Below are 4990 nucleotides of genomic sequence, written 5' to 3' on the forward strand. Positions count from 1 at the left end.
ATGAGGTGTGAACTTCGTATCTGTGTCGGGCAGCGCGGGAGCGGGTCGGGCGACCGGTCGCCCGTGCCGGCCGCCCTCCCGACGGTCGGCGCGGGTGGCCGGTGCTCGGAGGTGAGACATCTCTGCGTCCTCGTACTGGTCCGTCAGGCCTGGTTCGGCGCGCCGTGCGCGATGCGGGCATGCGCCGACGCGGCGTCGGCCGGTGGGACCGGCGAACCCGCCCGCGCCGCCCGACGGACACTCACAGTAGTTGCCTGGGCATCATGTGCGGTGGGCAGTTGACAAAGTCCCCCGAGGAGCGTCCCGCTCTGGTATGAAGCCTCGTACGAAAGACCGATGACCCGGCCGGGGGTCCCTCGGCCGGGTCGAAAGAGTTCGATAAGACCTGCTCAAAAGCGGTCAGGAAGAGTAATCGGGGTGCAGTCGGCCCTCATCGGGTCCACGCCTCGACGGGCGCCCGTTTTACGGCAGTTGTCGCCGCGCAATGCCGCGCGGGAGCATCTACGACGCCCTCACCCGACTCTCCCGGGCGTCACGGAGAGTGCCGGCATTGGCCTTGAATGGCGGTGCGCCCGTCAGCCCCGCTTGGGCGGCTCGGCGACGAACGCGCCGACCGAGCGCCAGGTCCGGCGGACCTCCCCCGAGACCCCCCGCCACCACGCCTCCGCCGGAAGCTTGCCGGCGGGCTCGAAGGGCTCGCCGGGCCGGGGCAGCGCCACCGCCTGACCGGCCTCCTCGGCCACCTCCTTCGTCCACTCCCCCGGCTCGGCCCAGGGATGCGGGGCGAGGTTGAAGGTGCCCCAGTGGATCGGCAGCAGCGCGCCGTGCGGCGCACCGCCCTGTAGGTCGAGGTGGGCGCGCAGACCCTCATCGGGGGTCATGTGGATGTCGGGCCAGAACTCGCTGTAGGCCCCGATCTGGATCATCGTGGCGTCGAACGGGCCGTGCGCGGCGCCGATCTCCGTGAAGCCGTCGAAGTAGCCGGTGTCGCCGCTGTGGTAGATCCGGTGCTCCTCGCCTGCGACGACCCAGGAGGCCCAGAGCGTGTGCTGGGTGTTGCGCAGGCCGCGGCCGCAGAAGTGGCGGGCCGGGGTGGCGGTCAGGGTGAGGCCGCCGACCCTGGTGGACTCGTGCCAGTCCAGTTCGCGCAGCCGGTCCGGGGAGACGCCCCAGTGCTCGAGGTGGGCGCCGACGCCGAGCGGCACGGCGAACAGGGTGTCCGTGCCGGCCAGCGCCTTGATGGTGGGCAGGTCCAGGTGGTCGTAGTGGTCGTGCGAGATGACGATCACGTCGACCGGGCCGAGCGCGGCGAGCGGCAGCGGCACCGGGTGCAGCCGCCTGGGCCCGGCGAAGGGGAACGGGGAGCAGCGCTCACCCCAGACGGGATCGAACAGCACCCGGTGGCCGTCGATCTCCGCGAGCACGCTGGAGTGGCCCATCCAGGTCAGCCGCAGTCCCGTGGCGGGCGGCTTGGCCAGGTCGGCGAAGGTCGTGGGATGCACCGGGACGGTGCCTCTGGGGGCGCGCAGCGGGCGGGTGTCCTTGTCGAGGAACACCTTCGCGAGGTCCAGCGTGGAGCCGGAGGGCCGGGTGCGTGCGGGACCGCCGGGGTTCTGGAACACGCCGTCCTTGAAATGAGGGGAGCGACGGATACGTGCCAGGCGCTCACCGCCGGGGTCCACGCCGAAGGCAGCGGGGCGCAGCACGCGGAGCCCGGAGCTCGAAGAACGCAAACCGGTCACGGTACCTCCAGGTGGAGTCGCTTGGGTCCTCCATTATGGTCGGCCCCTGCGACCGCCCGGCCCCGGCGGACACTACTGAACCGCTGTTCAGCTCGTTGACAGGGTGCCCGACGGGTCCCGATACTGACCAGCCGTTCAGTAAAGTCCGCCACGGAGCCCTCCGCCGGCCGGCCGCGGCCGCCTTCGGAGGCACCATGCCCGACCTCCCCATCGGGCAGGCCGCGCTCCGCTCACCGTCCCCTGAGGAGACCCCATGACCGCTCCCTTGATGTCGCTCGTCTGGACCGACCACGTCACCGGCCGCCAGGGCTTCCTGGTGGTGGACCGGCTGGTGCGGGGCGTGGCCAGCGGGGGGCTGCGGATGCGCCCCGGCTGCACGCTCCAGGAGGTGACGGGGCTCGCCCGCGGCATGACGATGAAGGAGGCCCTGCACTACGACCCCGAGGGCCGCTACGTCCCTCTCGGCGGCGCCAAGGGCGGCATCGACTGCGATCCGCGGGACCCGGGGGCGTACGGGCTGCTGGTGCGCTATCTGCGCGCCATGCGGCCGTACATCGAGAGCTTCTGGACCACCGGCGAGGACCTGGGCCTCACCCAGGACCTGGTGGACCGGGCGGCGGCCGAGGCGGGTCTGGTCTCCTCCGTCCAGGCGGTGTACCCGCTGCTGGACGACGAGGCGGCGGCCCGAAGACGGCTCGCGGACGCCTTCGCGGTCGAGGTGGACGGCATCGGCCTGGACGAGCTGGCCGGCGGCTGCGGGGTCGCCGAGTCGGTGCTCGCGGCCCTGGACCGGGCGGCGGTGCCGTACCCGGGCACCCGGGTCGCCGTGCAGGGTTTCGGCACGATGGGCGGGGCGACCGCGCGCTTCCTCGCGCGCGCGGGGCTGACGGTGGTGGCCGTCGCCGACATCAAGGGCACCGTCGCCAACCCGGCGGGCCTCGACGTCGAGTCGCTGCTCGCCGCGCGGGACGCCCACGGCACCGTCGACCGGTCGGCGCTGCGCCCCGGGGACCGCGAACTGCCCGGCGACGCCTGGCTGTCGGCGGACGCGGAGGTGCTGGTGCCGGCCGCCGTGTCGTACGCGATCGACGGCGCGGTCCAGGAGCGGATCTCCGCCCGCTGGATCGTGGAGGCCGCCAACATGCCGGTCCTGCCGGAGGCGGAGGCGCTGCTGGCGGCGCGCGGGGTGACGGTGCTGCCGGACGTGGTGGTCAACTCGGGGACGAACGCCTGGTGGTGGTGGACCCTGTTCGGCGACATCGGCGCCGACGCCGACGAGGCGTTCGCGTACATCCGGCGTTCGATGCGCGCGCTGGTCGGCGTGATGCTCGACCGCGCGGAGGCCGACGGCACGACCCCGCGCGCGGCCGCCCACGCCCTGGTGACCGACCGGCTGCCGGTGATCGCGGAGCGCTTCGGGTGGTACCGGTGACCGGCGCCGACCGTCCGGCTCCTGCGGCTGCGGCGCGCCGTTCGTCGACTGAACCGGTCAGCGGTGGGTGACTGTTCCCCCGGCCGCGCCAGCGCGCCGAGGGGCCGTCGGCGCGGGTCCGGGCGGCTGTGCGGGAACCGGGCCCCTTCGTCGCCGCCCTTGACGACGGATTAGGGTGACCGGATGGCGAGAGTGCGGTTGAGCGTGGCGGAGCGGCGGGAGGAGCTGCTGCGGGCCGCCATCGAGCAGATCGAGGCGCGGGGCGTGGCGGCGGTCAGGATCGCCGACGTGGCCGCGGCGCTCGGGGTGAGCAACGCGCTGGTGCTGTACCACTTCTCGACCAAGGAGAAGCTGGTATCCGCCGCGTTCACCTACGCGGCCGAGGGCGATCTCGCCCATCTGCGCAGGCTGCTGGGGCGGCGGACCTCCGCGCTGCGCCGGCTGCGGGCCGCCGTGCGCTGGTACGCGCCGACCGGTCAGGCCAAGGGCTGGCGGCTGTGGATCGAGGGCTGGGCCGTGGCCCTGCGCGAGCCCGCCCTGCGCGATGTCACCCGGGATCTGGACAGGCAGTGGAAGGCGGCGATCACCGAGGTCATCGCCGAGGGCGTGGCGGGCGGCGAGTTCGCGTGCGCCGACCCGGTGGGCTCCGCGCTGCGGCTGACCGCGCTGCTGGACGGACTCGCCGTGCAGCTGACCTCGTACCCGGGCGCGGTGCCGCGCGCCCGGGCCCAGGAGTGGGTCGACGAGGCCCTGGCCCGCGAACTGGGCCTGGACCGGGCCGCGTTGACCGAACGGGTGCGCTGACCCCACCGGCTCCGGCGGGGTCAGGCCACGGAGGCGATGCGCAGCTTGATGTCGTCCGGGGACAGGGCGCCCTTCGCCGTGACGTGGTCGCCGGAGGACTCGCCGCGCAGCCGGCGCCCGATCCACGGCACGAGGTACTCACGGGCCCAGTGGACGTCGTCGCGGCGGACCTCCAGGGTGCCCCGGGGCGGCAGCGGCGGCCACGGCTGCTCCGGGTCGGCAGGCACGTCGAGGCCGAGGGCCTGGCCGGCGCGCAGCGCCACGCGCGTGTGCCCTTCGGGCGAGAGGTGCAGTCGGTCGCTGTCCCAGGCCCTGCGGTCCTGCACGGACCTCAGCGACCACAGGTCGAGCACGGGGCAGCCGTACCGGTCGGCGATGGCGCGGACGTGCCCGTTGTAGGTGGCGATCCTGCCGCGCAGATGCTTGAGCAGGGGGACGCCACGGGTGTCGAAGCCGGTCGTCACCATGACCGTGCCTGCGACCTCGGCCAGCCGGGCCACGGCCCGCTCGAAGCGCTCGGCCACCTCGTCCGGATCGGTGCCGGGGCGGATGATGTCGTTGCCGCCCGCGCAGAGGGAGACCAGGTCCGGGGCGAGTTCGGCGGCCCGCGGGACCTGGTCGGCCACGATCTGGTCCAGCAGCTTCCCGCGCACGGCGAGGTTGGTGTACTGGAAGTCCCCCTCGGGCCGCCGGTCGGCGAGCAGTACCGCGAACCGGTCGGCCCAGCCCACGAACGCCCCGTCGGGGCCGGGGTCGCCGACGCCCTCGGTGAAGCTGTCCCCCACCGCCACGTACGACCCGATCACTGATCTGCTGTCATTCTTCGAATCGTCTGCCACGTCGGACCATGATTCACCTTCGGGTGTGACCTACGCGACCGTAGGAAGGGGTTGACGAACGGTGAGATGAGACACCCTTAAATCGTTTGCGTTCCAGGAATAAGGCTACCGGCGGGGCTGTTGGCGACCGGGCACGCCGAAGGCCGGACCCGGGGTTCGGGGGTCCGGCCTTC

4 protein-coding genes are annotated in these 4990 nt (G+C 73.2%); 2 read left to right on the forward strand and 2 right to left on the reverse strand.

The genetic code is table 11. The annotated features are described in order from the left end of the window. Positions 1-575 precede the first annotated feature (575 nt). Positions 576-1742 carry an MBL fold metallo-hydrolase gene (locus ACWEN3_RS41255; protein ID WP_452982294.1) on the reverse strand — a complete coding sequence of 389 codons (1167 nt, stop codon included), beginning with the start codon at positions 1740-1742 and terminating at the stop codon, positions 576-578. 253 nt (positions 1743-1995) lie between these two features. Between ACWEN3_RS41255 and ACWEN3_RS41260 the strand changes: the two genes are divergently transcribed. Both ACWEN3_RS41260 and ACWEN3_RS41265 read left to right on the forward strand, forming a co-directional pair. Then, positions 1996-3174, forward strand: a complete 1179-nt coding sequence (locus ACWEN3_RS41260; RefSeq protein ID WP_452982297.1) for a Glu/Leu/Phe/Val dehydrogenase dimerization domain-containing protein — start codon at positions 1996-1998, stop codon at positions 3172-3174. Between the two features lie 183 nt (positions 3175-3357). After that, entirely contained in the window at positions 3358-3978 is a 621-nt protein-coding gene (locus ACWEN3_RS41265) for a TetR/AcrR family transcriptional regulator (protein ID WP_452982299.1), read from the forward strand. Positions 3979-3998: 20 nt separating this feature from the next. Here ACWEN3_RS41265 and ACWEN3_RS41270 read toward each other — a convergent pair whose 3' ends face one another. Then, on the reverse strand, positions 3999-4784 hold the full coding sequence (locus ACWEN3_RS41270) for an SGNH/GDSL hydrolase family protein (RefSeq protein ID WP_452982301.1): 786 nt from the start codon (positions 4782-4784) through the stop codon (positions 3999-4001). Between the last annotated feature and the right edge of the window lie 206 nt (positions 4785-4990).

Source organism: Streptomyces sp. NPDC004561 (assembly GCF_053602155.1).